This window comes from Mesorhizobium sp. M5C.F.Cr.IN.023.01.1.1 (assembly GCF_003997585.1).
GTDB classification, from domain to species: domain Bacteria; phylum Pseudomonadota; class Alphaproteobacteria; order Rhizobiales; family Rhizobiaceae; genus Mesorhizobium; species Mesorhizobium wenxiniae.
Genome location: NZ_RZSU01000237.1, coordinates 1 through 1137, shown reverse-complemented (window position 1 = coordinate 1137; position 1137 = coordinate 1). Strand labels below are relative to the sequence as shown.

Sequence of the window (1137 nt, the reverse complement as noted above, 5' to 3'; positions counted from 1 at the left end):
CCTTGAGGCCCTCCTTCAACCGCTCGAGCCGCTTGCGCGAGACGCGGTCGTCGCTCTCGACCTTGGTCAGAAGCGCCTGGTAGAGCTCCAGCTCGTCCTGGATCATCTGCTGCTCGAAGGCGGACGGCACGCCGATGAAGCGGAAGGCTGAATGGGTGATGATGATCGCGTCCCAGTTGGCCGTCGCCGCGCGCGACAGGAAGCGATGCCGCTTGGCCAAAGAAAAATTGGTCTCGTCGGCGACGAGGATGCGGGCGTTGGGATAGAGCGCCAGGAACTCACGCGCCGCCTGCGCCAGGCAATGGCCGGGCACGACGAGCATCGCCTTGGCGATCAGGCCGAGCCGGCGCTGCTCCATGATGCTCGCTGCGATCGTCATCGTCTTGCCGGCGCCGACGGCGTGGGCGAGATAGGTCGCGCCCGCGGAAATGATGCGCCAGATGCCGCGCTTCTGGTGGTCATAAAGAACAAAGGCGCCCGAGGCGCCCGGAAGCTTCAGGTGTGAGCCGTCGAAGGCTCGCGGCACGATGTTGTTGAAGCGGTCGTTATAGACCCGCGCCAGGCGGTCGGTGCGGTCGGGATCGGACCAGATCCAGCTCTGGAAGGCGGTCTTGATCTTCTGGAGCTTCTCCTTCGCCGCCTCGGTGTCGACGACATTGAGAACGCGGCGCTCGCTTTTCTCCTCCCTGACCGTGTCGAAGATTTGCGGCACGCGGCTGTTCAGCGCATCGGCGAGAAGTTCTCCGGCATGCCGGCGATCCGTGCCCCATTCGGACGTGCCGGCCGCCATCCATCCGAGCTGGCGGGCTTCGACGGTCCAGGACGCCAGTTCCGGCATGTGGTGGATCCGGATCTCCGCCCCCATCGTCTCCTTCACGAAGGCGACGATGTCGGCGGCCGGAATCCAGGGCGCGCCGAGCCGCGCGGTGATGTCGGAGGGCCTGAGATCGGCCGGTTGCACGCCCATCAGTGCGGTGACGTTGCGCTCATAGGCGGGATCGAGCGCCGCGGCCGCCTCTGCTGCCTTCAGCTTGTCGCGGACAGGGCCGGAGAGATAGGCGTCCGCCGTCTGCCAGGAGCCGTCCGCTGGGTCGCGGAATATGGCACTGCCGAGCTCGGCAGTGCCATATTCCGCGA

The 1137-nt window shown here is 66.1% G+C and carries 1 protein-coding gene; it reads right to left on the bottom strand.

Translation table 11 applies throughout. The features are described from left to right. A partial coding sequence (locus EOA78_RS35525; RefSeq protein WP_164784120.1) for a DEAD/DEAH box helicase family protein occupies window positions 1–1137 on the bottom strand: 1137 nt, incomplete at both ends.